24 protein-coding genes are annotated in these 26,873 nt (G+C 65.7%); 9 read left to right on the plus strand and 15 right to left on the minus strand.

Translation table 11 applies throughout. From position 1 onward, the window contains the following. Positions 1 to 7 precede the first annotated feature (7 nt). Complete coding sequence (locus KBI52_RS14390) at positions 8 to 910, plus strand: LysR family transcriptional regulator (RefSeq protein WP_210808296.1); 903 nt, start codon at positions 8 to 10, stop codon at positions 908 to 910. Between the two features lie 13 nt (positions 911 to 923). Here KBI52_RS14390 and KBI52_RS14395 read toward each other — a convergent pair whose 3' ends face one another. Then, a complete protein-coding gene (locus tag KBI52_RS14395; RefSeq protein ID WP_247654393.1) occupies positions 924 to 1,301 on the minus strand; it encodes a hypothetical protein in 378 nt (125 codons plus the stop codon). A gap of 389 nt (positions 1,302 to 1,690) precedes the next feature. Between KBI52_RS14395 and KBI52_RS14400 the strand changes: the two genes are divergently transcribed. From KBI52_RS14400 to KBI52_RS14430, 7 genes are all read left to right on the plus strand, one after another. Beyond that, positions 1,691 to 3,358, plus strand: a complete 1,668-nt coding sequence (locus KBI52_RS14400; RefSeq protein ID WP_210808298.1) for a TIGR04028 family ABC transporter substrate-binding protein — start codon at positions 1,691 to 1,693, stop codon at positions 3,356 to 3,358. Positions 3,359 to 3,439: 81 nt separating this feature from the next. Next, positions 3,440 to 4,384, plus strand: coding sequence for an ABC transporter permease (locus KBI52_RS14405; protein ID WP_173950261.1), 945 nt, complete (start codon positions 3,440 to 3,442; stop codon positions 4,382 to 4,384). Continuing rightward, positions 4,381 to 5,283 (plus strand): ABC transporter permease, encoded by a 903-nt coding sequence (locus KBI52_RS14410; RefSeq protein WP_173950262.1) that lies wholly within the window; start codon positions 4,381 to 4,383, stop codon positions 5,281 to 5,283. The genes KBI52_RS14405 and KBI52_RS14410 overlap by 4 nt, the downstream gene beginning before the upstream one ends. Continuing rightward, positions 5,280 to 6,962, plus strand: a complete 1,683-nt coding sequence (locus tag KBI52_RS14415) for an ABC transporter ATP-binding protein (protein ID WP_210808300.1) — start codon at positions 5,280 to 5,282, stop codon at positions 6,960 to 6,962. Before KBI52_RS14410 ends, KBI52_RS14415 begins: the two co-directional genes overlap by 4 nt. 18 nt (positions 6,963 to 6,980) lie before the next feature. Further along, positions 6,981 to 8,027 carry a putative FMN-dependent luciferase-like monooxygenase gene (locus KBI52_RS14420; protein WP_210808302.1) on the plus strand — a complete coding sequence of 349 codons (1,047 nt, stop codon included), beginning with the start codon at positions 6,981 to 6,983 and terminating at the stop codon, positions 8,025 to 8,027. 149 nt (positions 8,028 to 8,176) lie between these two features. Continuing rightward, entirely contained in the window at positions 8,177 to 8,842 is a 666-nt protein-coding gene (locus KBI52_RS14425; protein ID WP_210808304.1) for a CMD domain protein, read from the plus strand. A 13-nt stretch (positions 8,843 to 8,855) separates the two neighbouring features. Next, the gene (locus KBI52_RS14430; protein WP_173950266.1) at positions 8,856 to 9,467 is read left to right on the plus strand and encodes an alkylhydroperoxidase domain protein; all 612 of its coding nucleotides are present in this window, start codon (positions 8,856 to 8,858) and stop codon (positions 9,465 to 9,467) included. A gap of 156 nt (positions 9,468 to 9,623) precedes the next feature. Here the strand turns inward: KBI52_RS14430 and KBI52_RS14435 are convergent, their stop codons facing one another. The 12 genes from KBI52_RS14435 to KBI52_RS14490 form a co-directional block, all read right to left on the minus strand. Beyond that, a complete protein-coding gene (locus KBI52_RS14435; protein WP_210808306.1) occupies positions 9,624 to 10,445 on the minus strand; it encodes a lytic transglycosylase domain-containing protein in 822 nt (273 codons plus the stop codon). A gap of 161 nt (positions 10,446 to 10,606) precedes the next feature. Then, complete coding sequence (locus tag KBI52_RS14440; protein ID WP_210808308.1) at positions 10,607 to 11,467, minus strand: hypothetical protein; 861 nt, start codon at positions 11,465 to 11,467, stop codon at positions 10,607 to 10,609. A gap of 443 nt (positions 11,468 to 11,910) precedes the next feature. Next, positions 11,911 to 13,080 (minus strand): alpha/beta hydrolase, encoded by a 1,170-nt coding sequence (locus KBI52_RS14445; protein ID WP_210808310.1) that lies wholly within the window; start codon positions 13,078 to 13,080, stop codon positions 11,911 to 11,913. Positions 13,081 to 13,236: 156 nt separating this feature from the next. Then, positions 13,237 to 13,398, minus strand: a complete 162-nt coding sequence (locus KBI52_RS14450) for a hypothetical protein (protein WP_210808312.1) — start codon at positions 13,396 to 13,398, stop codon at positions 13,237 to 13,239. Between the two features lie 14 nt (positions 13,399 to 13,412). Beyond that, positions 13,413 to 13,721: a GIY-YIG nuclease family protein gene (locus KBI52_RS14455; RefSeq protein ID WP_210808314.1), complete on the minus strand. Its 309-nt coding sequence runs from the start codon at positions 13,719 to 13,721 to the stop codon at positions 13,413 to 13,415. A gap of 278 nt (positions 13,722 to 13,999) precedes the next feature. After that, complete coding sequence (locus KBI52_RS14460; RefSeq protein ID WP_210808316.1) at positions 14,000 to 15,298, minus strand: ABC transporter substrate-binding protein; 1,299 nt, start codon at positions 15,296 to 15,298, stop codon at positions 14,000 to 14,002. Between the two features lie 78 nt (positions 15,299 to 15,376). Further along, the gene (locus KBI52_RS14465) at positions 15,377 to 16,195 is read right to left on the minus strand and encodes a sugar phosphate isomerase/epimerase (RefSeq protein ID WP_210808318.1); all 819 of its coding nucleotides are present in this window, start codon (positions 16,193 to 16,195) and stop codon (positions 15,377 to 15,379) included. Next, on the minus strand, positions 16,192 to 17,205 hold the full coding sequence (locus tag KBI52_RS14470) for a hydroxyacid dehydrogenase (protein WP_210808320.1): 1,014 nt from the start codon (positions 17,203 to 17,205) through the stop codon (positions 16,192 to 16,194). The genes KBI52_RS14465 and KBI52_RS14470 overlap by 4 nt, the downstream gene beginning before the upstream one ends. After that, positions 17,202 to 19,067 (minus strand): DUF2264 domain-containing protein, encoded by a 1,866-nt coding sequence (locus KBI52_RS14475; protein WP_210808322.1) that lies wholly within the window; start codon positions 19,065 to 19,067, stop codon positions 17,202 to 17,204. The genes KBI52_RS14470 and KBI52_RS14475 overlap by 4 nt, the downstream gene beginning before the upstream one ends. Continuing rightward, the gene (locus KBI52_RS14480) at positions 19,064 to 20,128 is read right to left on the minus strand and encodes a LacI family DNA-binding transcriptional regulator (protein ID WP_210808324.1); all 1,065 of its coding nucleotides are present in this window, start codon (positions 20,126 to 20,128) and stop codon (positions 19,064 to 19,066) included. Before KBI52_RS14480 ends, KBI52_RS14475 begins: the two co-directional genes overlap by 4 nt. A gap of 154 nt (positions 20,129 to 20,282) precedes the next feature. After that, positions 20,283 to 21,161 (minus strand): DMT family transporter, encoded by an 879-nt coding sequence (locus KBI52_RS14485; protein WP_210808326.1) that lies wholly within the window; start codon positions 21,159 to 21,161, stop codon positions 20,283 to 20,285. A gap of 181 nt (positions 21,162 to 21,342) precedes the next feature. Further along, positions 21,343 to 21,603: a hypothetical protein gene (locus tag KBI52_RS14490; RefSeq protein WP_173950276.1), complete on the minus strand. Its 261-nt coding sequence runs from the start codon at positions 21,601 to 21,603 to the stop codon at positions 21,343 to 21,345. 578 nt (positions 21,604 to 22,181) lie between these two features. On the opposite strand from KBI52_RS14490, the gene KBI52_RS14495 reads away from it, so the two are divergent. After that, the gene (locus tag KBI52_RS14495; RefSeq protein WP_210808328.1) at positions 22,182 to 25,211 is read left to right on the plus strand and encodes an adenylate/guanylate cyclase domain-containing protein; all 3,030 of its coding nucleotides are present in this window, start codon (positions 22,182 to 22,184) and stop codon (positions 25,209 to 25,211) included. A 67-nt stretch (positions 25,212 to 25,278) separates the two neighbouring features. Here KBI52_RS14495 and KBI52_RS14500 read toward each other — a convergent pair whose 3' ends face one another. Together KBI52_RS14500 and KBI52_RS14505 are read right to left on the minus strand one after the other, a co-directional pair. After that, positions 25,279 to 25,944 (minus strand): trans-aconitate 2-methyltransferase, encoded by a 666-nt coding sequence (locus tag KBI52_RS14500; protein ID WP_173950278.1) that lies wholly within the window; start codon positions 25,942 to 25,944, stop codon positions 25,279 to 25,281. Positions 25,945 to 25,957: 13 nt separating this feature from the next. Next, positions 25,958 to 26,545 carry a hypothetical protein gene (locus KBI52_RS14505; RefSeq protein WP_210808330.1) on the minus strand — a complete coding sequence of 196 codons (588 nt, stop codon included), beginning with the start codon at positions 26,543 to 26,545 and terminating at the stop codon, positions 25,958 to 25,960. Positions 26,546 to 26,873: the final 328 nt, after the last annotated feature.

The following is a 26,873-nucleotide window of genomic DNA, read 5'->3' on the forward strand; positions in this document are numbered from 1 at the left end:
ATGCTCCATGAGCATCAATTTCGAAGCCCTGGATCTGCGGGCCTTCGTGGCGGTCGTCGATCTCGAAGGATTCCACCGCGCCGCCGAGGCGCTGAACCTGTCCCAGCCGGCGCTCAGCCGCCGGATCCAGCGGCTCGAGGCGGCCGTCGGGGCGGCGCTCCTCGAGCGCACCACGCGGCGGGTGGCGCTCACGAACGTCGGGAGGGAATTCCTGCCGCTGGTGCGGCGCATGCTCGACGAGTTCGATTCGAGCCTGTTCGCCATGCGGGAGATCGGCCAGCAGCGGGGCGGGCAGATCACGCTCGCCTGCGTGCCCACGGCGGCGTACTACTTCCTGCCCGGGGTCATCGCCCGCTTCAAGGAGCAGTACCCGAACATCCGGTTCCGGATCCTCGACCTGTCGGCCAACGAGGGGCTGGAGAGCGTGGCCCGCGGCGAGGTGGAGTTCGGCATCAACCTCCTGGGCGGGTCCGATCCGGAGCTGTCCTTCGAGCCCCTGCTGGAGGACCCCTTCGTGCTCGCCTGCCGGCGCGACCATCCCCTGGCGGCCAGGCAGACCCTGACCTGGTCCGACCTGGAAGGGCAGCCCCTCGTGGCGGTGAGCCGGAGCAGCGGCAACCGCATCCTGCTCGACGCCGCCCTGGTGCGGGCCGGCGTGCGCCTGAGCTGGTCCTACGAGGTGACCCACCTGTCCACGTCGCTCGGGCTGGTCGAGGCCGGGCTCGGCATCTCGGTGCTGCCGCGCCTCGCCACCCCGCAGGCCGAGCATCCGATCATCGTGACGCGGGCCATCGGGGACCCGGAGGTGTCGCGCACCATCGGGGTCGTGAGGCGCCGCGGCGCACGCCTGGCGCCCGCAGCCGAACGCTTTCTCGAAATGCTCCTCGGGACCTGGCGCAGCCCCGGCTAACGCGGCGGTCGGTTCAGCGCCCGATGGCCGCGCGGGCGGCCGTGAGAGCCCGCTCGCACGCGGCCCCGTCGCCGGCCTGATCGGCGGCGCGCGCCTGGGTCAGGGCCGCCAGGGCCTTCTCGTTCGAGGCCCCGTCTCCGAGCCGCGCCTCGGCCGTGGCGATGGAGCCCGGGGTGGGCTCGCGATGGTCCGTTGCGGCGGTGCTCTCAGCGCCCATCCGGCCGGCGCCCGCGGTGGCGTCGATGCGCGCGTCGACCGCCGCCTGAACCCGGTCGATCTCCGCCCCGCAGGGACCCGCTTGGGCGGCCGGGGCGGCAAAGGCCGCCGCGAGAATCAGGACGGACAGCAAGCCCGTGATCCTGGCGCTTCCGATCCACTTCGATGTGACCATGGGACAAGCTCCTCCCAGCAGCGGATGACGGTGTCGGCGTCAGGAACTCCTGGAAGGCCGGCCTGTGCGCCCAGGACACCGCGAGGGTATTCTGAGCTTCCAAAGCGGAACCGGCAACAGGGTGCTGGGGCAGGAGCGGCACCATCCGGTTCGTTCTGTAAAACGAACATCACCCAGAGAATCTGATGGGCCGAGACGCGTTAGCGGGCCCTTCGGGGCCTCGATTTCAGGACAAAAAGAACATTCCTTCCTGGATCAGCCCTGGAAGAGAAGATTTTACTCGTCCGGCCTGTTCTAAAAAAAGAACATTCCCGTTGATTTTCCGGACGTTCCGTCGCGATAATTCCTGCATCGATCGGCTCGACATCCAGCCGGGAAGGGGATTGACCGTGACACTGAATTCGCGCTTCGGAACCAAAGCGGGCCTTGCGGCCCTGGTGGGAGCCACGTTCCTGACCGGCGCGGCGCTCTGGAGCGCCGGCGCCCTCGCGGCGGGCGCCGAAGGTGCGCCCGCGAAGGGCGGCACGCTGGTCTATCTCGAGCAGCAGGCCCACACCAACCTGTATCCGCCGGCGGGCGGCTTCTATCCCAATGGCGGGATCCTCAACCAGATCACCGACAAGCTGACCTACCAGAACCCCAAGACCCTGGAGATCGAACCCTGGATCGCCGAATCGTGGACGGTGAACGCCGACGCGACGGAATACACCTTCAAGATCCGCCCGGGCGTGACCTTCTCAGACGGAACGCCGCTCGATGCGGCCGCCGTGGCCAAGAACTACGACACGTTCGGACGCGGCAACAAGGACCTCAAGCTGCCGGTCTCGGAGGTCATCAACAACTACGACCGTAGCGAGGTCATCGACCCGCAGACGGTGAAGTTCACGTTCAAGAGGCCGTCGCCCGGCTTCCTGCAGGGCACGTCCGTGATCGGCTCCGGCCTCGTATCCCTGAAGACTCTCGCGCTGCCTTATGAAGCGCTCGGCGACGCCACCAAGATCATCGGGTCGGGCCCGTTCGTGGTCGCGAGCGAAACGCTCGGACGCGAGCTCACCCTGAAGGTGCGCGCGGACTACAAATGGGGCCCGGCGAAGCTGGAGCACCAGGGCCGTGCCTATCTCGACGAGATCAAGTACATCGTCACCCCCGAGGACAGCGTGCGCATCGGCGCCCTTCTGGCCGGCCAGGCCGACGTGATCCGCCAGATCCAGGCCTATGACGAGAAGCAGGTCGAGGACGAGGGCTACCTGATCTACGCGCCCTCGACCCGCGGCGTGAACAACTCCGTCGTGTTCCGTCCCGACAACCCGCTCGTCGCCGACGTCCGGGTCCGCCGCGGGCTCCTGCACGCCACCAACACGGACGAGATCGTCTCGACCCTGTTCTCGGCCAATTACCCGAAGGCGACCTCGATCATCGCCAAGACGGCGTCGGGCTATGTCGATCTCTCACAGAGGCTGTCCTACGACCTCGAGAAAGCCAAGGCCCTGCTCGACGAGGCCGGCTGGAAGGTCGGGGCGAACGGACGGCGCCAGAAGGACGGACAGGTTCTCGAACTCTCCGCCTACGAGTCCCTGCCGCAGCCGCAGAACAAGGAGACGCTGCAGCTCGTCGCGCAGCAATGGGAGAAGATCGGCGTGAAGCTGAACGTGCTCACGGCCGACTCGGGCAGCGCGGTCGTGAACAATCTCGATCCCGCCAAGGCGCCGGTCTCGCCCGCCATGGTCGGCCGCGCCGATCCCGACGTGATCAAGAGCCAGTACTATCCGACCAACCGCAACGTGCTGCTGCAGAAGGGCGGCAACAGCGACAAGGTGCAGGCCTTCGTCGACGAGAAGCTGAACCAGCTCCTCGACCGGCTCGCCTCCGAGCCGGACCGCGCCAAGCGCCTCGCGGTGGCGGGCGACGTGCAGAACTACGTGGTCGATCAGGCCTACGCCATTCCGATCTTCGAGGAGCCGCAGGCCTTCGCGGCCGCCCCTTACGTGAAGGGCGTGTCCTTCGAGGCGGTTGGCCGCCCCAGCTTCTACAACACCTGGCTGGCGCCCCGCCGCTGACGAACCCGAGGTCCGGCCGGGCCGCGCAACCGAGCGCGACCCGGCGGGCCGATCTCATCCACCACCCAGACGGGATCTCTCATGTCGCGATACGTGATCGGAAGGATCGGGCAGGCGGCCCTCGTGCTGTGGGCTGCGTTCACCGTCTCCTTCATCCTGCTGCAGGCCCTGCCCGGCGACGCCATCCTGATCAAGTTCCTCAATCCCGAACTCGGCCTCGGGCCTGAGCAGATCGCCGACATCCGGGCCGCCTACGCGGCCGACAGTCCGCTGCCGGTGCAGTATCTCCACACGGTGGCGAATTTCCTCACCGGGAATTTCGGCTACTCGATCCATGCGGGCGTTCCCGTGGGCGATCTGATCCTCGCCAACCTGCCGCAGACCCTGTGGCTGGCGTCGCTCGGCTTTCTCCTGTCGGTCATCGTGGCGGTCGCGCTCGCGGCGCTCTCGGCCCTGGCGCCGTTCTCGTGGCTGCGCGCGTTCGTCCAGTCGATCCCGGCGCTCTTCATCTCCACGCCGGTGTTCTGGCTCGGGATCCTGCTGATCCAGATCTTCTCGTTCCAGCTCAGGCTCATCCCGGTCATCAATCCCGGGCCCTGGCAGGCGCTGGTCCTGCCCGTGCTGACGCTCGCCGTCCCGATCTCGGCGCCGCTCGCCCAGATCCTCATGCGCAACATCGACCACGTGCTCACGGAGCCCTTCGTGGCGGTCGCCCGCGCCAAGGGCGCGTCCCATCGCTGGGTCCTGTGGAAGCACGTGGCGAAGAACGCCGTCCTTCCGACGCTCACCATCGGGGGCATCCTGTTCGGGGAGCTTCTGGCCGGCGCGGTCGTCACCGAGGCGGTGTTCGGCCTCAACGGCCTCGGCGGGCTCACGCAGCGCTCCGTCAACGACCAGGACATCGCGGTGCTCCAGGCGATCGTGGTGTTCTCGGCGGCGGCCTTCGTGCTCATCAATCTCACGGTAGACCTGCTCTACCCCGTCTTCGATCCGCGCCTCAGGGTGAAACAGGGAGCCGTCGCATGACCGGCCTGAACACGATCGGACGCAGCCTCCTGCGCGACGAGGCGGATGTCCTCGACAGCCCTTCGACGGGCGCGTCTTCGGGCGCCGGTTGGCTGAAGGCCGTCCGGAGCATCCAGCCCGGCCTCGTCCTGGCCTGGTTCGTCATGGCGGTCGTCGTCCTGTGGGCTCTGTTCCCGCAATGGTTCACTGGCTACAACCCGACCGTCGGCGTGGCCCGCCAGCAGCTTCGCGCGCCGAGCGCCGAGCATTGGCTCGGCACCGACGCGCTGGGCCGCGATCTCCTCGCGCGCATCATCCACGGGGCCGGCAACTCGCTGTCTGGAGCGCTCGTGGCCGTGGGCGTCGGCCTTCTGGTGGGCACGACGCTCGGCATCGTGGCCGGATCGGCGCGCGGCCGGATCGACGGCGCCATCATGCGCGGCGTCGACGTGCTCCTGTCGATCCCGCAGCTGCTCCTGTCGCTCAGCATCGTCATCCTGCTCGGCTTCGGCATCGTCAACGCGGCCATCGCGGTCGGCATCACGTCCATCGCCAGCTTCGCGCGGCTCGCCCGCTCCGAGGTGGTGCGGGTGCGCGCCAGCGACTACGTCGAGGCGGCGTTCGGCAGCGGCGGAACCTTCGGCCGCGTGCTGCTGCGCCACATCCTGCCGAACTCGCTGACCTCGGTGATCGCCTTCGCGGCCCTGCAGCTCGGCTGGGCCATCCTGACCATCTCCACTCTGGGCTTCCTCGGCTACGGGGCGCCGCCGCCGACGCCGGAGTGGGGCCTGCTGATCGCCGAGGGGCGCAATTACCTGGCGCGCGCCTGGTGGCTGACGACCGTGCCGGGCATCGTGGTGATCCTCGTCGTCCTGTCGGCGAACCGCATCAGCCAGTCCTTCGGAAAGGCCCGCCCATGACGAGCGCCATCTCCATCAGGCCCACGGCCGCGGACGTCGCGAACGTGCCGGTTCTCGAGATCAGCGATCTCGCGGTCGGCTATCGCGGCCCCGAGGGCTTCCAGCGCGTCGTCCACGAGGTGTCGCTGCGCGTTCGTCCCGGCGAGGTCGTGGCGCTCGTCGGTGAATCGGGATCCGGCAAGACCACCACGGCGCAGGCGGTGATCGGGCTCCTGGCCGAGAACGGCCGCCTGGAAGGCGGCGCGATCCGGCTCAACGGAACCGACATCGCGGGCTGGTCGCAGAAGCGGCTCGACACCATCCGCGGCCAGAAGATCAGCCTGATCCCGCAGGATCCGACGAGCTCGCTCAATCCCGTCAAGACCATCGGGGCTCAGGTGGCCGAGGTGCTGCAGATCCACCGGCAGGGAAGCCGGCAGGGCACTCGGGCTCAGATCGACGCTCGGGTGATCGAGCTTCTGGCGCGGGTCGGCCTGTCCCAGCCCGAGCTGCGCGCGAAGCAGTATCCGCACGAACTCTCGGGCGGGATGCGCCAGCGCGTGCTGATCGCCATCGCGATTGCCCTGCGTCCGGCGCTCATCATCGCCGACGAGCCCACCAGCGCCCTCGACGTGACGGTGCAGAAGCGCATCCTCGACCTGATCGACGAGCTGCGCCGGGAATACGGCACGGCGGTCCTCCTGGTGACGCACGACCTGGGCGTGGCGGCCGACCGGGCGAACCACATCGTCGTGCTCAAGGGCGGGCGCATCCAGGAGCAGGGCCCGACCGCCGAAGTGCTCGCCGCGCCGCGCAGCGAGTATACGCGCAAGCTCCTGGCCGACGCGCCCTCGCTCGGCAAGGCGCGTTCGGTCGCCCGGTCGAAGCCCGTGCATATCGGGGCGCGCCGGGATGACATCGTGGTCGAGAACCTCGTGCAGGACTTCGCCATCGGCGGCCGAGAGGTTTTCCGTGCGCTGGCCGGCGTGTCCTTCAGGGTCAGGCGGGGCACGACGCACGCCATCGTGGGCGAGTCCGGCTCGGGCAAGACGACGACCGCGCGCAGCATCGTGGGCTTCCAGAAGCCGAGTGCGGGCCGCATCCTGGTGGACGGGATCGACGTGACGTCCCTGCGCGGGGAGAACCTGCGCCGCTTCCGCAAGACGATCCAGCTCGTCTACCAGAACCCGTTCGCGTCCCTCGATCCGCGGCAGACGATCTTCCAGATCGTCGAGGAGCCGCTCCTGAACTTCGACCCCGGGCCGCGCGAGGACAGGGCACGCAAGGTCGAGGCCATCCTCGAGCGCGTCGGCCTGCCGCCGTCGGTCCTGACGCGCCGGCCCCATGCGCTCTCGGGCGGGCAGCGGCAGCGCGTCGCCATCGCGCGCGCCCTGGTGCTCGACCCGCAGGTGCTGGTGCTCGACGAGGCGGTGTCGGCCCTCGACGTGACCGTGCAGGCGCAGATCCTGTCGCTCCTCGACGAGCTGCAGCAGGCGCTCGGGCTGACCTACCTTTTCATCTCCCACGATCTCGCGGTGGTCCGCCAGATCTCCGACACGGTCTCGGTCCTGCACAACGGCCGCCTGGTCGATGGCGGTGCGGTCGAGGACGTGTTCCAGCGCCCGGGCAGCGCCTACACGCGCGAGCTCATCGAGGCGATCCCCGGCCAGCGCAATCCCGGCCCGCACTCATTCTCTTAGGACAAGTGGAGCAAAGCCATGACAGCATCCTCGAAGCGCAAGAGGCTCGGGTTCTTCACCCGGCTTCTCGACGACGCGAGCGCCGGCGAGCGCTACCGCCTCGCGGCCGAGCAGATCATCCATGCGGAGCGCAACGGGTTCGATTCCGCCTGGGTGGCGCAGCACCATTTCCATGCCGCGGAGGGCGGGCTTCCGGCCCCGCTGGTGTTCCTGTCCCACGTGGCGGCGCGCACCTCGACCATCCGCCTCGGCACGGGCATCATCACCCTGCCGCTCGAGAACCCGATCCGGGTCGCCGAGGACGCGGTGGTGCTCGACCTCCTGTCCGGCGGACGCCTCGAAATCGGCGTCGGCACCGGCGGCACCCCGTCGTCCTTCACGGCCTTCGGGCTCGAGAGCGCGAGCCGGTCGGAGATCTACGACCGGCACCTCGCGGTGCTGCGCAACGCCTGGACGGGCGGGAGCCTCGAGGGCGGGGATTCGCTCTATCCGGTGGCGCCCGACCTCGACGACCGGGTCTGGCAGGCGACCTTCTCGGCCGGCGGCGGCATCCGGGCAGGCAAGGCCGGGGACGGGCTCATGCTGTCGCGCACGCAGCCCCGGCCGAAGGACGCGCCGCACGCCACGCTGCCCGATCTCCAGCATCCGATCATCGACGCCTATCTCGCGGCGCTGCCGGACGGCCGCGAGCCGCGCATCGTGGCGTCGCGCTCGCTCTTCGTGGCCGACAGCCGCGAGGAGGCCCTGCGCCTCGCCGAGAAGGGGCTGCGCCGCGTGGTGGCCGACTTCGCCGCCAAGGGGCACGTGATCCCGGGCGACAGCCTCGCCGACATCCTCACGGCGCTCGACACCCATGTGGGCACCCCCGAGGACGTGCTCGAATCGTTGAGCCGCGACACCACCCTGCCGCGGGTGACCGACCTGGTGTTCCAGGTCCATTCGGTCGATCCGCCGCACGAGGACATCCTGCGCTCGATCGAGCTGATCGCCAGCGACGTGGCGCCGGCGCTGGGCTGGCAGTCGCCTTTGTCGAAGCCCGAGAAGCGCGTCGCCCTGGTGCGCTGAACCCCGCGCTAGCGCATCGTGCGGCCCTCCGGGTCCGCGACGAACGATGCGCCAGCCAAGAGAAGAAGCATCGGATGGATCCCAAAAGTGGTTTCCACTTTTGGGTCCGATGCTCTCCCATCATCCATCCACCGGACCGTGAGACACCCATGAGCACCACCCCGACGGACGTCATCGATCACCTGGCCGGGATCCGGCCGGGATCCAGCCTCGACCGCTTGCGCGATCAGCGGCCGCAGGCGCGCGAGAACGCGCAGAAGAGCTATCTCGCCCTGTTCGAGCCGGAGGTTCCCGGCACCGTCACGGCGCTGGAGCGCTACGCGCTCGCCACCTTCGTGGCCGGGCTCCACCGCCAGCCCCATGTGGGTGATTTCTACGCCGCCTCCCTGCAGACGCTCGGGCATCCGCGGCTCTCCGAGATCATCGACGCGGAGATCGCCCGCGGGGCCGTGGAAGGTCCCTACGGGCGCTATCCGGAAGGCCCGCATTCGGTCGAGGACAAGGACGGGCCGGTCTACCGGGTTTCGGCCGACAACCGGGAGAGCCTGGGCGCGCGCCTGTCGGCCGGCCTGGAGCACGCGCATCTCCTCGTGTTCCACCCGCGCGACGCGAGTCCCGCCGCCCTGCAGGCGCTTCTCGATGCCGGCTGGTCGACCACCGACATCGTGACCCTGTCGCAGCTCGTCGCCTTCCTGTCGTTCCAGATCCGCGTCGTGGCGGGCCTGCGGGCGCTCGCGGGCGCGTCGGCGGTCGAGAGCACGGATACGGAATACACGCAGATCTTCACGGGCGTCCTGGCGTCCGGCGCCGTTTGAGAGGGGGCCATCCATGACCGAGACAACGCTGTCGCATCCCGACAACCGGGAGCCCGTCGCCTTCACCCAGGACGAGCTCGGCTGGCTGCCGTGGCTCGAGCCGTTCCCGGCCGACCAGCTCACCGAGCGGCACTGGGCCGGGCTCGTGGACGCCTCGCGGGCGAAGTCGCCGTACTTCCTCCTGCTCGCCCGCGATCCGGACGTGCTGCAGGCCCGCACCAAGACCGACAAGGACATCTTCTACAACACGCGCGACGGCCTGCCCCGCGCCGAGCGCGAGCTCGCCGCCACCGCGACCTCGCGGTCCAACGGCTGCATCTTCTGCGCGTCCGTGCATTCGCGCTTCGCCACCCAGTACTCGAAGCGCGGCGCCGACATCCAGCGCCTGCTCGACGAGGGCGTGGAGGCGGACATCGACCCGCGCTGGAACGCCATCGTCGAGGCGTCCGTGGCGTTGACCGATACGCCGATCGCGTTCGGCGAGCGGCAGATCGGGGCCCTGCGCAATGCCGGCCTCGACGACGGCGAGATCATCGACGTGATCAACGGCGCGGCCTTCTTCAACTGGGCCAACCGGCTCATGCTGTCGCTGGGCGAGCCGACCCCGCCGGCGGCGAAGCAATAGGGCGCGACACGGGTCTTGAACCTCACCACGTCATCACCGGGCTCGTCCCGGTGATCCCGTTTCCGTGAGGCGCGGAGCTTTTCGAATCGAGATGGCCGGGACAAGCCCGGCCATGACGTGGAAAGGTTGCCGCTTCTCTGAGCGCGCGCGTCGGCCCTAGCGCTCCGCCGACCGGCGGCTTCCGCCGTCGATCTGCTGGCCGATCAGCGCGATGGCCTGCTGGTACACGGAGGCGGCGTTCCAGGCCTGGATGGCCCGGAAGTTCGGCTCGCCCGGCTGGTAGCCCGCGCCCGCGCGCCAGCCATGGGCCTTGAGGAAGTTGGCGGTCGCTTCCAGGGCGTCGGCCGTTCGGTCGAGATTGCCGCCGTTGGCGTAGGCCAGGATGTTCTTGGGCATGAACTGGGTCTGGCCGATCTCTCCGTGCATGGAGCCGCGCGCATTGCTCGCGAGGATGCCGCGGTCGATCAGGGTGAGCGCCGCATAGAGCTGGTCGGTGAAGAACTCCGACCGGCGGCAATCGTACGCGAGCGTCGCCACGGCCGAGAGCGTGTGCTGGTTGCCGCGCTGGGTGCCGAAGGCGGTCTCCATGCCCCAGATGGCGATGAGCGGTCCCGGCGGCACGCCGTAGCGCTGCTCGAGGGACGCGAACAGGGCCGCGTTCGACTGCTTGAGCGAGCGCCCGCGCGACACGATCACGTTGGCGCCGCGCTTGGCCATGAACTGGTCGAGGGAGAGCCGGAAGCTCTTCTGGCCGCGGTCGGCCCGGATCGTGGCGGTCGCGTAGTCGGTGTCCATGAGGGCCGAGATGGCCGTCGGTCCGATGCCGCGGGCCCGGGCCTCCGGGGCGAAATCCTGCTTCCACTGCTCGAAGCCGGCTGCGGAATTGCCGCATTGCGCGGCATCGGCAGTGTGGGCGGTTCCGGCGAGTGTCACCAGGGCCGTGACGGCCGCGATCCCAAAGTGCCAGCCCCTTGTCATTCCGATCTCCTTACTGGTCGTCTGTCGTCATGGGTAACGGTGCCGGAGCAACCCGGCCAAGTTGAGGCATAACGGCCAAGCTGGATCATCGGATCCACAGACCTGTGCATTATCTAGGGTATCGGACCCGAAAGGGGACCCGCTTGTCGCCGACGCGGCCCTCACTCCACCTGGACGGCGCCGAGGCCGAAGCCGGTCTTGTCGTTCGTGATCCACACCGCGCCGTCGCCGAGCATCATGCCCTTGTCGCGCACGAACACGGTCTCGAACGTGGTTTTCGCCACCGCGTCGCGCACGGCCTGGTTCAGGACCGTCTCCCTCGCGGCGATCAGCTGCTCCCGGGTGCGGATCGTGCGCCGCACCTTGCCGGTCACCGTCACCGGGTAATGCGCCGTGCGGGCGAGAAGCTCCGGATCGTTCGACCGGAACGCCGCCTTCACGCGCCGGAAGCCGATATAGGCCGCGTAGGGGTCGAAGTCCTGGGCCCGGAAGCTCGCCTCGATCTCCGGGGTCAGCTTCGGCCGGGAGAAGCCCGAATCCGGCGTGCGGACCGGCAGGTCGAGGGAGCGCCGCAATTCCCGCACCAGGAGATTGAGGGCCCGGTGGCGGTCGTAGAGCGTCTGGAGTTCCGGCGAGCGGCCCTGGCCGTTGCCCTCGGCCAGCGACCCGGTGATCTCCTGCCGGGCCGTCTTCGGGTCCGAAGCCCCGTTGCGCCCGCCGGCGGCGGCGTCGAGCTTGGTGTCGAGCTGGTTCCGGGCGATCCAGACCCGCTCCTCCACCTCGGCCAGAACCTCCTCGTGCGACGGCCTGAAGCCCGGCCCCTTGCCGAGGTCGGAGGGCAGGGCCTTCATGGCGTCCTGGGGCTTGGGGCCCTTGGGCTCCTCGGACGGATAGCGGGGATCGATCTTGTAGGTGCGGCCATAGACCCGGACGAAGAAGGGATCGGCCTTCGCCGGAAGCGCGACCGACAGGGCCAGCCAGCACCCGAGCAGCCCGAGGCATCTGACGGTAAACCCGGTCATGGCCGTGTCGCTCCCTGAGGACGCCGCCGACCTGTGGCGCGGTCAGGCGGCGAGAGGTGAAACGCTAGAGCGACATATGGCCAAACTTGCGGCGGCGGTGATCACACACTCCCCACGTCATGGCCGGGCTTGTCCCGGCCATGACGTGGGGAGGGTGTCATGCCCGGCCCGCACCACCCTCGACGTCATCACCGGCCTTGTGCCGGTGATCCCAATTGCGTGGAGCGCCGCGCCCCATCGGATCGGGATGGCCGGCACAAGGCCGGCCATGACGTGGAGAGTGTAGAACCCTGCTGCCAGCCTCACCCTCCACGTCATCACCGGGCTTGTCCCGGTGATCTCGATGGTCCGAGGCGTCGCGCCTTTCAGGATCGGGATGGCCGGCACAAGGCCGGCCATGACGTGAGTGGGTTGTCGTCGGGTGCGCCGTTGCGCACCGTCGCCTACCGCCCCCGCCGCCGCGTGGTCCGGGACGGGGCCTTCAGGCGGTAGCGCTGGGTGTCGGTGCGTTCGCGGTTGGCGATGGTGTCCTGCCGCTCGCCGGCGAGGACCGCCACGATGTCGTCGCGCACGGCCGGGAAGAGCCGGTAATATTGATGGCTCTGGAAATCGTGGCCCGGATCGATGGCGTCGCTCACGTCCACGGCCGTGACCTTGTCGCTGATCATCGCCATGTTGTCCGGCCCGTCCACGCCCAGGCGCGGCCCGTTGAACTTGGTCACGGAGCTGAGGGTCGAGAGGATCCAGTCCTTCTGCGTGTGATAGACCGTCACGCGGCTGCCGAGCCGGGGCAGGTAGCGCAGCTCCTTGGGATCGTCGAACGCGTCCTCGTCCTCGTCGGCCGCCGCCAAGACGATCTGGTCGAAGGTCCGGCGCAGGCGGTTGGGATCGGGCGCTTCCGTCGGGAGCGCCACCAGGGCTGGAAGCGGGCGCTCCTCGATGTCCGTCGCCGGCGCATCGACCGTGCGCACGTATTCGCGCGGCTCGCCCTGAGGCACCAGCATCAGGGCCTGCACCGCATAGCGGAACGCGTAATTGCCCATGCTGTGGCAGATGAGGTGCAGCGGCTGGCGGCACAGGTCCCGGCGCGGCAGGGAATCGATGAAGTCGTAGAGGATGCGCATGGTGCGCGCGATGGCGACCCCCGAGGCCCGGGCGGTGCCGCGGTCGTGGAAGTAGTCGGTATAGGGCAGGGGCGTCGGCAGGAGCGTCCCGATGGACGGCCACGAGAACGCGAACACGTTGGCGTCGATGCCGTAGAAGGTCAGGATCGACGCGGCGCGCTCGATGGCTTCCTGGAAGGTGTTCGAGAAGCCGTGGATCACCACCAGGGTCGGCCGTCCGCCCTCCTGCATGTCCTGCCGCAGCTTCTCGAAGATGTCGCGGCTGCCGCGCCGGATCACCGGCCCGATGAGCTGCTCCGGCGCCACGTAGAGCGACCCCGGCACGAAGCGCGATCCCGCCGCCGTGACGCTCGCCTGCGCGCTGCCGAACCGCACCGCCGTGCCGTCGATGGGCCCGAGCTCCGAGCCGAAACCGACGATGTTGTCGGGGCTCCCCTCGGTGAGCGGCATGCGGTTGGTCGCGAAATACACCGTCACGGTCTGCGCCATCGGACGTGTCTCCACCCGCCGTCAGTGTGCCACGGTCGGGCGTCGGTGTCAGCCGAGGGTGGCCCTGGACCCCGCCACGTGGTCACCGGCCTCGACCACCCGCGACGTCATCACCGGGCTTGTCCCGGTGATCTCGACTCCTTGAAGCGTTGTGCCTCACCGTATCGGGATGACCGGCACAAGGCCGGTCATGACGGAGAAGTGTCGTGCCAACCGGATGTTCACCCTCCACGTCGTCACCGGGCTTGTCCCGGTGATCTCGATCGCCAGAAGCGCCGTGCCTTTCCGGATCGGGATGACCGGCACAAGGCCGGTCATGACGTGGTGGGACGTTAGGCGTTCAGCTCCTCATAGAGATCGCGCCAGGTGGGATTCATCCCGAGGATGAGGTTCGTCTTCCAGGCGCGGGGCCAGCGCTTGATCGAGGTCTCGCGCTGGATGGCGTCGACGACGCTCGGAGAGCTTTCGTAGTAGACGAGCCTGTCGATCCGGTAGCGTCGTGAATGACTGCTCCCGCGACCGCTCCTGTGCTCAAAGACTCGACGCGCCAGATCGTTCGTGACTCCCACATAAAGAGCGCCACCGGGGCGGCTTGCAAGGATATAGACGTAATAGAGTTTCACAAGACGAGACTGGCGCATTTCTCTGGGATGCACAAGCCGTACTGCTCCCACCACGTCATGGCCGGCCCTGTGCCGGCCATCCCGATCCGAAGGGCGTTGCGCCTCACAGAAGCGGGATCACCGGGACAAGCCCGGTGATGACGTGGAGGGTGAGGTGAGCCCGGTGCGAACACCCTCCCCACGTCATGGCCGAGCCTGTCCCGGCCATCCCGGTTCGAAGAGCGCCGCGTCGCAGACAAGCGGGATCACCGGCACGAGGCCGGTGATGATTTGGGGTGGCTCGGACGTTGGACGCCTCAGTTCACCTTGCGCAGCACGGCGTTGCCGTCCTCGACGATGCGCTGGGCCGCGTCCGCGATCGACATCTGGCCGAAGGCCACCTGGTCGGCGACCTTGCGCATGACGTTGTTGTCGAACTCCACGGCGCCGATCGGGACGGGCGGCGGGTAGTCGCTCACCTTGTCGGCCAGGAGGTTGACGTAGTCGACGGTGGCGCGCTCGACCTCGTTCAGGCTCGGCAGGATCGCCTCGCGCACCTTCGGCGACATGGGCACGCCGCGCTCGACGCCGAGAATCTTGCCGGCCTCGACATCGTTGACGAAGAAGCTGATGAAGGCCGCTGCCTTGTCGGCCTGCTTGGTCGTCGAGCCGATGCTCCAGATCAGCGCCGGCCGGTAGTAGTGGCCGGATTTCGCGCCTCCGCCCGCCTGCGGCACCATGGTGATCCCGAGCTTGTTCTTGGTCAGGAGCTGGTAGCCGATGAGCTGGTTCGAATAGGTGAGGCCCATGGCCGACTTGCCGAGCGCCAGCGAGTTGCGCTCGATCTGGTTCTGGTCGAGGGTCTGCACGTCGGCCGGCACGCAGCCGTTGCGCTTGCGCAGGTCCTCCCAGTAGGCGAACCACTCCTTCGCGTCGTCGACCGTGCAACCGAGCTTGGCGTCTTCCGTGTAGAGGCGCTTGCCGCGCTGGCGCAGCCACACGTCGAACACGTAGTGATAGCGGGCCCCGTAGGGCGCGCCCCAATAGTCCGGCCGGCCCACCGCCTTGGTGACGTCGACCGCCATGTCGGCGAATTCCTTCCAGGTGGTCTCGTGGGTCGGCGGCTTGATGCCGGCCTTCTCGAACACCGTCTGGTCGTAGAAGAGCGAGAACGAATTGAGGCCGAGCGCCACGCCGTAGATCTTGCCGTTGGCCCGGCACAGATCGACCATCTTGTCGCCGAAGCTCGAGATGTCGAGCTGCTTGCCGACGAACTCGTCCATGGGCTTGGCGGCGCCGCGCCCGGCATAGTCGGCGAGGCTGCTCGGCTCGAGCTGGAACACGTCCGCGATGTTGCGGCCCGCCATCTGGGTGCCGATCTTGGCCCAGTAATCGGCGCCGACGGGCTCGCCGGCGATCTCGATGCCGGTGCGCTCCTGGAACAGCTTGCCCACATCGGTGGTGCGCCGCGCGCGGTCCGGCGATCCCCACCAGGTGCAGCGCAGCCGGCCGCCTTCGCCTTGCGCCCAGCTCAGGCCCGGCGCGCCGACGGCAGCAGCGCCGCCGAGCGCGAGGGCGGATTTCAGCAACGTACGACGATTGACATCTTTCTTCATGGTTTCCTCCCGGTCGCTTCTGGATCTGTTCTTCGCGAGGTGGCGAGAAGCGCGCCCCCCGGAGTGTCGTTATAGAAGTCAGGCGGCGCCAGGCGGGCGCGCCTTGTCTTCTTCCGACAATTGCACTTCTTCCAACACTTGACGGAACACGGCCGCATCGGCCCGGAACTGTTCGGGGCTGTCGTCCCGGACGAATTCCAGCATGGCGAAACGCTCGCCCGGCCAGCGTGTGGCGGGAGCGTTGGTCAGAATCTCGGTCCAGTAGGCGCTCTGGTCCGCCAGCGGATAGCGCGTCTTCTCGCGGTCCCAGGCGAAGACATGGACATGCGACGTGTCGGGGCCGACCGCGCGGAATTCGTCGAGCGCCTCGTCGAGGGGAAGGCCCGGGCGCGGCTGCCAGTAGAGAAACACGTTCGGATCGTCGATCTCCGCCATGAGCCTTTGCGCCGAGGCGCGTTCATCGGTGAGCGAATTGGGATGGTACTCGAGCCCGAGGGTCACGGACACCGCGTCGGCGAGCCGCGCCATGCGCCGGATCAGCGCGGCCGCGTGGGCGCGCTCGTCCGGGGAATAGGTGGCGGAATCGCGGTTGCGCGATCCGGGCCAGATGCGGATGTTGGGAGCGCCGAGCGCCTGCGCGGTTTCGAGCACGGTCGCGAAGGCCTGCTCGTCGTCGCTCGGCGGCGCGATGTAGGATCCGTAGGAGATCACCGAGAGGCCGGCATCTTCCGTCAGGCGCCGGACGTGGCGCGCGAAGTCGGGTTGCCCGGGAGGAACATGCACGTCGCCGCCCCATTCGATCCCCGCGATGCCGCATTCGGCCGCGAGCCTGACGACGGTCCTCGGCGCAAGCGTGCGGAACGTGACCGAGCACAGGCCGGGCCGGAACCTCGTCATGCCATCGTCTCCAGGGCGGCCGGGGTAATGGCGGAGAGCAGGGGACGTCCCTCGACGAAGCGCTCGATCTCCTCGACGGTGAATTCGCCGAGCATCTCGCGCTCGTTGCCGATGGCGCCCGCGATGTGCGGCGTGAGAAAGACGTTCGGCAGATCGTAGAGCGGAGACGATTCCTCCGGCACCTCCGGATAGGTCACGTCGATGATCGCGTCGATGCGGCCGGTGCTGAGCTCGTCGATGAGATCGTCCTGATCGACGATGATGCCGCGCGCCGTGTTGATGAGCGTGGTCCCGTCGCGCATGAGCGCCAGGTGCCGGCGCGCGATCATGCCCTGGGTCGAGGGCAGGGCGGGCGCGTGGATCGACACCACATCCGAGAGCCGCATGAGATCGTCGAGCGACACGCTCTCGGCGCCGAGAGCGGCCGCGTCGCGCGCGCTCACATAGGGATCGTGCAGAAGGACCCGGAAGCTGAAGGGCTCGAGATAGCCGATGACACGGCGGCCGATCCGCGACGCCCCGATGATGCCGATGGTGCGCCGGAAATTCCCGACCGGCTGCGCGGTCAGCGGGAACGTCCGCGAGCGGTTCCGATCCGCCCGGTAGAGGTCGCGGAAGCGGAACACCTGCTTGTTGGCGAACAGGATCGCCGCGAGGGTGAACTCGGCCACCGGAATCGCATTCGCCTCGGCCGCATGGGTGACCGTGATCCCGGCCTCGAGCACGTCCGGCGACAGGAAGCCTTTGACCGTGCCGGCCGCATGGGCGATGAGTCTGAGGTTCGGCGCCAGCTCGAGGATGTCGCGCCCGATGGCCGGGCAGCCCCAGCCGGTCACGAGGATCTCCGCCTGCCGGAGCAGAGCCGGGGCCTGCCCTTCGGTAAAGGATTGGAGCGGGCTCGGGTCGAGGATCGTGCAGGACCGGGCCAGTCGGTCCAGCAAAGGTGACGTAAGGACACCTTCCGTACGGACAGGATCCATGGCGAAGGCGACGCGCGAGCGGCCGTTCATGGCGTCGTCCTCCAGGCGATGGCGCCGACCCGGCGGCCGTCCCGGGCGATGAGAGCTTCCAGTTCCGCGATTGTCGGTGCGGTTGGTATCCCGTCCCAAAATCGGCCGGCATCGAACCGATCGGTCAATGCCAGGGCGGCGGTCGCCAGAATCGTTTCCCCGCTTGGGATTTCGCCGCGCAACTGGGGCACGAAGGTCTTCGGGTGGAGCAGATTGGTGTTGGGAGGCGCTTTCAGCGCGACCCCTCGTCTCTCAATCGATGATCCAAGATCCGCGATGCCGCTCATATCGGCCGCCCCGACCACCCGCGCGGCGCCCGTGCGCTCCTCGATCGTCTCCAGCTTCCGGTAGGCGTCGGCCCGGGGGATCGCGAATCCGCCCTCGGCGGTGGCGAGCGGATGCGGCGTCCGGATCCGGTGGACCCGGATGTGCCATGGAGCGGCCGGCAGGAGCCAGGTCTCGACCTCAACGTCGGCCCAGGGCCGCCAGCGGGCATAGAGGATCGTCCCGGCGATCAGGGCCTCCTCGTTGGTCTCGCGCACGCGGAAATGCCGGCCATCGTCGCTGAAGCCGAGCATCCCGTCGAGCGCCGCGCCCTCGAAGATCCGCTCGTCGCTCTCGACGCTGAAGGCATAGCGGGACGAATAGGCGAACTTGGCGTATTTCTCGCTGCCGAACCGCATCTGCAGGTTTTCCTGGCCGGCCGACAGGGCGACCACATTGCCGGGCGTGTGCATCATCACCATGCCGGGCTCCGGCTGCGGCGAGGGCTCCGAAAAGGCGGGAGCGGGCGCCTCCTCGGCGGTCCAGAACGGGTGCGAGGCGGGCAGGGCCAGCGGCAGGAAGGCCTTGAAGGCCCAGTAGGGGGAGCCGGCCGAATTGTAGTTCTCCGACATCAGCAGATTGGCATAGCCGAACCCGACCGTGAGCACGCCGCTCCGGTCCGTGATCGGGTACTGGCCCCACCAGCGCAGATGACGGAGGTAGTAGCCCTTCACCTCGCCCCAGGGCAGGGCCTCCTCGTCGGCGAAGGCCAGGGCGGCCCAGAACCCCGCGCAGGCGAAGCGATAGGTCATGCTGCGGCCGAAGACGAGCGTGCCGCCATCGTCCGCGAACCAGTGCCGGATATTCGGCGCGAACAGGCGCGCCCAGTCGCGGAACCGCTGCTTGCGCTCCCCGTCGGTGGTCGCCAGAGCCGCGTAGATCAGCCCGTAGAAATGCATCGCGAAGGGGATGTAATGGTCGACCCTGGGGACGTTGCCGTCCCGGTACCAGCCGTCGCCGAGATAGAAGGCCTCAAGCTCCTGGAGGTATTGCTCGGTCAGGCTCCGGTCGAAATCGACCCCGACGCGCTCGAGACCGAGGTCGATCATCACCCGGAAGAACTTCCAGTTATTGTCGGCGAAAAGGAGAGGACGCGCCTCGAGCAGGTAGGTCGCCACGTTTCTCCGCGCCCGCTCGTCCAGGGGATCCCACAGGTGCTGGGGGATAAGCCGGAGCGCGAATCCGAGCGCCGCCAGCTCGACCATCCTCTGGTCGCGGTCGGTGACCTTGCCCCAGTATTCGGGATGCTCTGGATCCGTCCCGTTGGCGAGGCCTTTCGCGAAGAGGGGCCAATGCGGGAAGGCTCCGCCGCCGGCGGCATAGGGAGCCAGGCCCCAGAGCGGCCGGGCAAAGCCTTCCAGATCGGCGGCCGCCTGGTCGAAATGGGCCGCCGTGGCGCTCGGGCTCACCCGGGCGCCGCCTTCCGAAAACGCAGGGAGAAGCGGGTCGAAGAGGTCCAGGAGCGCCTGCTCGACATCGGCTCTCGTCCTGAGAGGGTTGGCCGCCAGAGGATTGGCACAGGCGGGCGTATAGGTCATGCGGGAAGCTCCCCGTCCGCGGACGTCTTGGAAAGTGCCTGCACCGTCGCGCCCTCCACGAGCCGGACAGCCAGCTCGACCTTGCGCGGATCGGCTCCCGGATCAGCGATGCGCCGCTGCATGAGGTAATAGGCCTCCTGGCCGATCGCCTCCCGGTCCACCTGCATGGTGGTCAGGCGCGGGGTGGTCATGGACGCGCAGGGCAGGTCGTCAAATCCCATCACGGCGAAATCCTGAGGGATCGAGAGATGGTGATTGGTGACAGCTTCCATGATGCCGACCGCCATCATGTCGTTCATGCAGAAAGCGGCGGTAAATCCTTCATCTTCCAGGAGAATCGCCTCCATGGCCTCGCACGCCGCCGTGCTGGTCCGCGGGGCGGTCGCCGGCAGCTGGACGATCCGCGTGGCCACGCCGGCCTTCGCGGCGGCCGCCTCGAAGCCACGGACGCGCTCCCGGATCGTATGCCGGTGCGACATGGTGAAATGAAGGATACGCCGGTGCCCGGCGGCGATGAGGTGCTGGGTCGCAAGCCGCGCCCCGTAGAAATTGGCCGGCGACACGCAATCGAACTGCAGGCTGGGATCGTTGCCGTTGACCCACACGGTCGGAAGCCCGGAATCCGAAAGCCAGTCGCACAGGTCGTCCGGCGGATCGATTCCGACCAGGAAGACACCCGCCGCCTCGGTCTCGGACAGGGTCTGCTTCAACTCGGAAACCTTTAAAGATGCGGAACGGACGAGCCGCGGCAGGAGGGTGCCGCCGGAACGGGCTGCGGCTCCCCGAAGGCCGCTGAGAATTCCCTCATAGAACACGCCCAGACCGCCCGTCGCCTGGTCGACCGGGATGAGGGCGACCGAGCGCTGGTTCTGCGGCTGAGGGCTCGGTACCGGACGGACGTTGTAGCCGAGTTCGGACGCGATCCGGATCACCTGGTCCCGCACGTTCGTGCTGATCCCGGGCTCGTTCGCGAGAACGCGCGATACGGTGCTGACCGAGACACCGGCAAAACGGGCGATGTCCGTCTGGCGTGGTCGACGGCTGAGGCTCGCTCTCGTCATGTCCTCTCACCACTTGTTCGTTGCAAGGATTTTTTGCGCAACGCAGTGGAACTTGCAATCCTGGTGCAAATGCAAATTTTTGCGCTATCTGGAGGCGACATGGTCGGGCTTCCACCAACAAACAAGCGAGACCTCGCGAAAGCGCGGCGGCGGTTCAGCGCCGCGATCCGCCAACCTGCGTGCCGGCGAGAGCGGCTGCGATGATCACAGTGCCGCCAATCACAAGAGGCAACGTCGGGACGATGCCGAAATACAGATAATCGGCCATGGCGGAGAAGACGATCACCACATAGCTCAGCGGAGCCAGGATGCTCGCCTGGGCCAGTTGATGGGAGCGCAGGAAGCAGAATTGACCTACTTGGGCAAGCAAGCCGATCACGAGGAACCCGGGGAGGTCGCTCAGCCGCGGAGTGACCCAGACGAGAGCAGCCGGAACAGCCGTCAGAACGGCGAGACCGATGGTGTAGAACACCATCAGGACCACCGCATGCTCACCGGTCAGGCGGCGCGTCTGGATGACGCTCAGAGAGCCGAACAGAACCATGCCCAAAGCTGCCACAAGCCCCCAGTCCCAGCTCATTGAGCCGGGTTTCAGGATGAACAGCACACTGACGAAGCAGATGAGGGACGAGATCCAGTGCCGCGGCAGTATCCTCTCACCGAGCATGGCGGCGGCAAGTCCCATGATCACGAAGGGGCGCGTGAAGCCGATCACGTTCACGAGAGTCAGAGGAAGGGCAGTGGTGGCCGCGTAGTTGCAGGTCAGCGCGAGCGTGCTGCACAGAACGCGCCCGAAATGCCCCCTCAATTGCCGGCTGTTGAAGATGTCGGCTCGGTACCGCCAGATAAGGGGCGCAATGAGTAGGAGCCCAATGACGGCGCGGAAGAAGACGAGCTGGATGGCGGGAAACGTGGCGCCGGCCTGCTTGATGACGCCCATCGATGTGACGACGAGCACCATATCGGCCAAGGCGAAGACGGCACCTTGCCGGTTGGCAAGGTGCCGGTCTTTGACGTCGGTTGGGGGCTTCATGATGGGCGAGAACCGGAATGATCAGGACTGACGCGGGGTCAGTCCGCCCGAGAACTGTCGCCACGTGTCCTTAACATCCGCTTATCGCCGTACAGTCTCGGACGGCTAATCCGAGTTACCTACCCGGGCGTCGTCCTGAACCAAGTCCCCGACCCGGGATCAAGCCGATTATCGGAGGCTATCACCGGTCGATGATCGTGTACTCTGCGTCGATGATGCCGTCCGCAGGACGGCCTCGATTCTGACGGGCGCGACGGCGAAGATACAGATACAACGCTGTCCCGCCAGCGAGCAGAAGCGGGAGGAGGACGAACAGACCGATCAGCATTATTGTCAAAAGGGCGAAAACGGCTGCCGCTGCAGCCAATGCGCGCACCAGAACGGAGAGGACGCCGCCGTTGCGGAGCCCAGGCGTTCCTGTGCGAAAATATGTGTTGTCCAAGATGGATCCTCCAATTGCGGGAGCGCTCGTTGGCTCAGTAGCAAGAGAGGCGTCCGACATCGCGAGCGGCGACCCGCTCGCCAGAGGGTCCCGGAGCCCTAGGCTTAGGCAATGTGGGGGCAGAATCTGGCAGATGCAAGACCCCGGGGCAATAGTCCGAGGCGAGAGCAATCAGCCTGCTTGCGTTCAGAACAGGCCGAGTGTGCCTCGTCATTCCCGGCGGGCAGGCTCATCGTCGGTGGATAAGGAACCGTGGCCGAGGACCTATACAGGATCCCGTCTCAATCGAGACTGACACCTTGTCTTCCATCGACGCGCGACAAGAAGCAATCGATTGAAAACGCAATTGTAACAACAAAGCATAAAGACGCCCTTGGTTGAGTGTTATGGCGCTCGCTGAAGGTACCTTGTCCTAACACGCAGCTTGCATTGTTGCCGGCACATCCCGTTAAATGATGAGGTGCTTCCGTCAGTGATCGGTGCAAGCTGAGGCCGTAATGATTTGTCCACGTTGCGCGCAATCCAGTCCGGACAACTCCCGGTTTTGTAGCCAATGCGGCGCACCACTCGTCCCGACCATGGCAGCCAGGGATGTTGGGCCGCCAGAGCTTGGAAGCACGGAGGAATTCAAGCCGGTCACCATCCTGTTCGTGGATATTGTTGCATCGACCGAACTTGTTTCGACTTTGGACCCGGAACAGGCGATGAGGCGTCTCGCGCCGCCGGTGTCGCTGATGCGGCAGGCTGTGGAGCGCTTCGGCGGGACGCTTATTCACACGCTGGGCGACGGAATCATGGCACTCTTCGGTGCGCCACAGGTTCAGGAAGGCCATGCACTTCTGGCATGTCATGCAGCTTTGGCCATTCATTCGGATATCAATCAGGCGCTCGGTACGACGGCCGTCCGAATCGGCCTGCACTCTGGCCTGATCGTTTCTGAGACGAAGTTTGCAGGTGCGATCAACGAACGGGAGGCTTACGGAGTCGCCATCCATATCGCCAACCGGGTGCAATCGTTGGCCGAGCCCGGAGCCATCTACCTCAGCGAAGACTGTTATCACCTCGTTGAGCGAGATTGCTCCGCAAGGCTGGTTGGGCGCAGGAGTATCCGCGGTCTGCCCTACGACATCACCGTTTACGAACTCCTCGGTCTTCAGCAAGCCTCGTCCGGAGAGCTCTTCAAGAATTCCAACCTCACCTTGTTCCAAGCCCGCGAGAGGGAAATGGCTGCACTGGAATTCTCCTTACAGGCAGCCCTCCGCGGTCAAAGTCATGTCGTCGGGATATGCGGTTCTGCCGGAAGTGGCAAATCGAGGCTTTGCTTCGAGTTTGCGAGCCGATGCCGGGGAGAACAGATTCCAGTCGTTGAAGTAAGGGTTCAGCCATATGGGAAGGCTGCGCCAATGCAGCCCGTCCTCGAAGTTGTCAGGCTGCTGCTCGGAGTTTCTGCGAGCGACGATCCGGCCCGGATGCGCCACCATGTCATGGATCAGTTAGGGCGGTTGGGCACTCCACCGGAGAACGCGCTGTCCTCTCTCTTCGAGTTTCTCGGCATCGCCCAAAGCACTCCCATGCCAGCAGTGACTCCGAAGATGCGTCACGCTGCACTTCTGGATTCGATCTCGTGGATAGTAGCCAGGTATGCCTCCAAACCGCATGTCATCATTCTTGAAGATCTACATTGGCTTGACGAAGCGAGTGAGGCCATTCTGGAAACCTTGATGGGCTCTATTGCCAATTCTCATGCGTTGATGGTCGTCAACTTTCGGCCCTCGTACCGGGCATCCTGGGTCGACCAGGACAGATTCCAGATCCTGGAGTTGAAGGATCTTGACCGCACGCAGATCGACGGGCTGATCACCTCCGTAATTGGCTCGCATGTGGACTTGGCAGACGTTCGGGAGCGAATCGCTGAACGTTCGGACGGCAATCCGTTCTTCGCCGAAGAGATCATCCACTCGCTTATTGAAAGCCAAGTCCTCATCGGAAAGCCTGGCGATTACCGGCTTGGCGGGGACATCAGCGATAATCCACTTCCCGTGACACTTCAGGCTGTCATTGGCGAGCGCATAGATAGGTTGCCCTCCTTCGATCGGACGATTCTGCAGATGGCGTCAGTCATCGGAAAGGAATTCCCGTATGAGGTATTGAAGGCCGTGAGTGCGCAGGAATCGGATACCGGGATTGAGGCTGCACTCCTCCGGCTATGTGTCGCCGAACTTCTTCAGGAGCGGAACAGACCAGATAGTCGCTACTACTCCTTTCGTCACCCGCTCATCCAGGAAGTCGCCTATTCAAGCCAACTGAAAGCCCGCAGGAGCAGACTTCATGCATTCGTCGCTCCCGCCTTGGCCAGCCACTATGCCGAACGTCAGGAGGAGGTCGCCGGACTTATCAGCTTCCACTACGAAATGGCTGGGATTCTCTCCAAAGCCGCCGAGTACGCTTGCAGAGCGGCGGAGTGGATCGGATCGATGCACCCCGCCCAAGCCATCAGACAGTGGCAGGTCGTACACCGCCTTGTCCATTCACAAAGTCCGTCCATAAGGGACAATGCCTTGCTCATCCTGTCGAGCGCCCAGATCGCATGGCTCGGATGGCGCGAGGGGATGGGCGCCAAGGATGCTGCCCCCTTTATCCAGGAGGCGTTGGCTGTTGCCAAGGAGACGGACGATTCGATGATCCCCCTGCTTCTGTTCGTGGAGGCACGGATCAGCGGAGCAAGTGGTGGAGCCGCCGACCATTACGTGACCCGTGTCAGGGACGCATTAGCTATACTGGATGGAGCATCAGATCAGAGCCGGGCTGCTACTCTCTATGCGTCCCTGAGCCAAGCCTATGGCTGGGCAGGCCTCTTCAACGAGGCTCTCGAAGCCAACGACCGTGCCTTGTCGTTACTCCAGCATGTGCAGGCGTTCGAAAACCGCTTTCTCGGCTACAGCGTCGAGCATTGGACGCTCAGCCTCAGAGCGCGAGTCCTGATCCATCTCAACCGCATCGACGAGGGAAGGGCTTGGCTCGACCATATGCTTGGGATCGAGGACGGGCTGATCGATCCGACAGTCCAGTTCATCAGCCATCTTGGCTATGTTGACTTGGCTTGGCTGTCAGGAAATCCGACATTGGCGAGACAGCACGCGTTACGAGTCAGTCAGCTCGCTGAGCGTCATGGTACGCCCTACCTCAAGGTCTTTGCGTACGCATGCACGGCCATGGCTCACGAACTGGAAGGAAACACTCGGTCAGCAATCCAAGGCTTCGAAGACGGGCTGAACTTCATGCATTCGGCGCGGGCGGCGCTGGATTATGAGCCCGATATGATGGCCAGCTTGGCTGAATGCCAAGCCAATGCGCAGTATTACGGAGAAGCACTTCTGACGGCGGAGAGGACGATCAGCCTATCCCGAGACCGCGCAACCCGACTGACCGAATGCCGAGCACTGATCGTTGCCAGTACCGCATTGATAGAGCAGTTCGGAAGTGAGCGCTGTCAGGATGCCTTAAGGATGTTGGCGGAGGCTGAAATGTTGATTAAGACCACAGGCGCCACAGTCCTCAAGCCGCGTTTGAGGGCCGCTCGAAAAAAGCTTTTGGCCAGATGCCCGTAGCCCCGCCTGAGCGATCGAACTTTGACCACCCGCCGGCCATAGTCTCCAACACGCAGTGCAGCCTAGGTCATAAGTTCGAGGCGGAACCCTTGGGTGAAACGAGAAGGGTGAACTCACTCATTCCATAGCCTTCGATGAGAGACACCTCTGCACCGAGGCGCACCTCACAGAAATCAATCCATTGGGCAGGACTTGCGCAGTAAAGACCGGGCGTTGCTTCCCGCCCCTGCTCAGGTTCGTGCACAAAGTTGACTGCAAAGGCTTTGCGGCTCGTCGCACCGAGATGAACCAATGTCCTTTCGATGAAGTTCTCCCATCTTGGGCGCGGCTGATCGAGCATCACGTTGAAAATCCCGCTCGCGATGCTGTAGTCTGCTGAACGAGGGCTTTCCCACCCGTGATAGAACCGGATCATACCTCCGGACCAGAGCTTTCTTGCCCTGCGAACCATCGCAAGAGACACGTCGACGCCAAGGTAGTCGACGGTACCGCCGGAATGGTAGAGCGCCATGTAACCGAGAAGAGCCCCGTAACCGCAGCCGACGTCATTGATTGAGATCGGCCTGTCGAAATCACAGATCTTGAGAAGTTTCCGAAAGCGCAGGGCCTGAGTGGGAACGCAGCTCCAGTCGACACCGAAAGGCGTCGGCCCGAAGCGACGAAGTCTCCGCGAGTAATACTCTGCGATCTGTCGGTAAGTCTTCTCAAGCTCCGTGGGTGCCGTGGCTGTCATGCAGCGCGGGCTCCTACTTCCGCCGGGGCGTCGTACGGCTAGTCTTGGCCGCTCCCTTGGACGACGCCTTGCTTGATTTGGTGGCTACCTTCCGCGCGGCTGCCGTGCTTTGCCGTGCGATTCGGGGAGCTGTCTTTGGAAGCATCGGGATCGACACGATGATATAGTTCTGCTCGATATAGAAGCGACCCGTCGGAGCATTCCTCACAATGACTCTCCGTCCGTCCTCGCTGCGGGAATCATGCGCTTGAAAGAGGACAGGGAGTGGCCTGCGCGACGCCAAGTTCTCGACCATCATATCCATGATGCGGTCGTTGCCGTTGACACCGGGCAGATCCGATTCGTATGCCCCGAGATCACCGATCAACTGCAGCCATCTGTTCCGCGCCCGGGGATTCCAAAACCCACCGAGGTTGAGAACTGCAACGCAGTCCCGGAGCGAGCGGCCGCGCTGGAAAATTTGGAATTCTCTCTGCAGTTCGGCCATTTCCTCAATACCGCCAAAGGCTTCTTTTGGACCCTGCGATGGTCCAAATCGAAGGTTCATGAGGTCGAATAATCCCGAGATGAAGATGTCATCCTCTTTCATGATGCGGCCCATGGGTCCCTCCGATTCCGCAGTGAAGACTTGGCGTGAATGTCTACGCGACGGGGTATGGCAACAGTCGACAAAAGAAGTGTCAAGATTAAATAGTCGGTTACTCTAAGGAATAGGAGTATTTAGATACAATCGGTTTCGAAGCTGTGTCTTTCATGTCGCATCCGACGGACGAGTGCAGAAGATCCTTGCCAATAATCCGTAACAGGAAAGCGCCAGGTGCACGTGAACCAAGCCGAACCGGTCAGCACGATGCTAAGCGGCACCTAGGGCGTGTTGTCGCTTGAACTGATTGGATCGACTTGCGTTTTGCTCCTCCGCGATGAGGAGG

It is taken from the genome of Microvirga sp. HBU67558, assembly GCF_018069605.1.
Taxonomy (GTDB): domain Bacteria; phylum Pseudomonadota; class Alphaproteobacteria; order Rhizobiales; family Beijerinckiaceae; genus Microvirga; species Microvirga terrae.